2 protein-coding genes and 1 pseudogene are annotated in these 2,114 nt (G+C 77.7%); 2 read left to right on the top strand and 1 reads right to left on the bottom strand.

What is annotated here, in order from left to right; genetic code table 11:
• Positions 1 to 1,172, top strand: a 1,172-nt coding sequence (locus ICW40_RS20090) for an FtsX-like permease family protein (RefSeq protein ID WP_221655747.1), incomplete at its 5' end; no start/stop codon positions are given.
• Between the two features lie 41 nt (positions 1,173 to 1,213).
• On the opposite strand, the gene ICW40_RS20085 is transcribed toward ICW40_RS20090, so the two are convergent.
• Positions 1,214 to 1,513, bottom strand: a complete 300-nt coding sequence (locus ICW40_RS20085) for a hypothetical protein (protein WP_221655746.1) — start codon at positions 1,511 to 1,513, stop codon at positions 1,214 to 1,216.
• Positions 1,514 to 1,728: 215 nt separating this feature from the next.
• Between ICW40_RS20085 and ICW40_RS20080 the strand changes: the two are divergent.
• A pseudogene (locus ICW40_RS20080) lies at positions 1,729 to 2,114 on the top strand (hypothetical protein); the annotation flags it as partial.

Below are 2,114 nucleotides of genomic sequence, written 5' to 3'. Positions count from 1 at the left end.
GCCTGCGGTCGCGCCACCTCGTGCCGGCGCTCGCGACGGCGCGCGCGCGAGCCACGGCGGCGGACGCGCTGCCGTTCGTCGCGCTCGTGCTCGCCGGTGCCATAGCCACCATGGCCGCCTCCGTCGCGGTCACGGTGCGGGACGGGCAGGAGAGCGCCTCGTGGTCGGCCGTCGGCGCCGACGTCGCCGCGACCACGGTCCCGGACGCCGGCTTGCAGGACGTGGCACGCACGCTCGAGGAGCGCGACGACGTCGCGGCGGCCGTCGCGGTCGCCGTCGCTCCGCAGACGCAGGTGCGCGGCGAGGGGTTCGGCCGCCGGGTGCGCCTCGTCGTGGCCGACCCGACCGACCTCGCCCGGCTCACGGACGCGGCCCCGGCGCTCCCCCTGCCGGCCGAGCTGCTCGCGGCGCCCGCCGACGGCGACGCGGACACGAACGACCTGCCCCGTGCGCTCGTCAGCCCGGACCTCGCGGACACGGTCGGGTCCACCCTGAGGGTCCGGGACGACGACGGCGAGCAGCCCGTTCTCGTGGTCGGCACCGCGGTGCTCGGCGAGGGCCCGACGGTGGTCGTCGGCGCCGCCGCCGGCGAGGGCGGGGCCGAGCGCGCGCTCGGGGCGGAGCCGGACACCGTGTGGGTCGTCGGCCCGGGCGCGCGCGCCGCCGTCGCCTCGACGGCCGCCCTCGCCGGCGCCGACGTCGTGGACCGGTCGGCGTTGCTCGCCGAGCGCCGCGCCGGGCCGCTCACGAAGGGGCTGACGGGCCTCGTCGTGGGCACGATCGCGGTCCTGCTCGTCCTCACCGTGCTCGTCGTCGTCCTGACCGCGAGCGCGACGGCACCCGCGCGCGGGGCAGCGCTCGCACGGCTGAGGACGCTCGGGCTCACGGGGCGCGAGGTCCGGGCGATCACGACGGGCGAGCTCCTTCCGCCGGCGCTGCTCGCGTCGGGTCTCGCCGTCGGCGTGGGGGCGCTGGTCGCCGCCGTGTGCACCGCTCCGCTCGGGCTGCGCCTGCTCACCCACCAGGACGTCGAGCCGGCGCTGCGGCTCTCGTGGTGGGGCGCGACGCCGCTGGTCGTCGCCGCCGCGACGGTCGCCGCGGTGGTCGCGGTCGAGTCCTCCCTCCGGCGGCGCGAGCGCCTCGGCGAGGTGCTGCGCGTCGGCGGTCCCTGAGCGCCGGGCTGCCGTCAGCGCACCGCACGCGCGTCGACCGCTCAGGCGGGGTCGGTGAAGGAGATCGGCTTGCCTGCGGCGCGGGCGTAGGCGATCTCCCTGCGCGTCGACTCGCCGACGTGCCCGCCGGGGTTGACGACGAGGACCCGGTCGGCCAGGTCGATCTTGCGCAGGTGGAGGGCGTCCAGCACGGCCTTCTGCTCGTCGGTGACCGGCTCGTCCGCCTCGCCGGGCGCGACCACGATGACGCCGGCGAAGGTCAGGTCGCGGTTCGCGGCACGCATCTCGGCCTCGAACCGGGCGGAGCCGCAGAGGCAGACGATCTCAGGCCGGTCGGGCACGGCTCGGTCCTCCGCTCGGTCGGGACACCGTCAGGGAGCACCGTGACATCAGGCGCAGGCGCACGAGGCACGAGGTCACGCAGCGAGACGCACACGGACGAGCCGCCCTGCGGCATCACGAGCCGGCAGGGCGCGCGCCACGCGCGGCACCCGTTGCCCTCCCGGGCGGGGTGGCGCAGACTCGGGAAAAGCCCCGATCTGAGCGGGTGATCCTCGTGGACCGCACCACCCCCGACGGCCTTCCTCTCCTCTCGGCCGGCCGCCACCGGCGTCCCCGCCACGGCGCGTGCCTCATGGAGCTCGTGAGCGTGCTTGCCGGCGAGCGGTGGAGCGACGGACCGCGGTGCACGCACCCGGTGCTCGCGCGCCTCGCGCGGCTCGTCAACGACGCGACGTCCGACGCGGCGCGGCCCGTGCTGGCGCTGCACGCGCCCTCTCTGGTGGGGCTCGTCGGTGACCGCAGCTGGGACGCCGAGCTGGCGCTCCTCGCGGCGACCACCGCGCTGCCCGTCGCCGCCCCGTGGCACCAGCGCCCGCTCGCCGGCGCCCTCCTGACGGCCGACGCCGCGGTCGCCGAGGTTCCCGGCGTGCTGCGCCGGAC

Source organism: Actinotalea ferrariae (genome assembly GCF_019733465.1).
Taxonomy (GTDB): domain Bacteria; phylum Actinomycetota; class Actinomycetes; order Actinomycetales; family Cellulomonadaceae; genus Actinotalea; species Actinotalea ferrariae_A.
The sequence above is the reverse complement of the archived record's forward strand: the minus strand, read 5'-3'. Positions and strand labels throughout refer to the sequence as shown.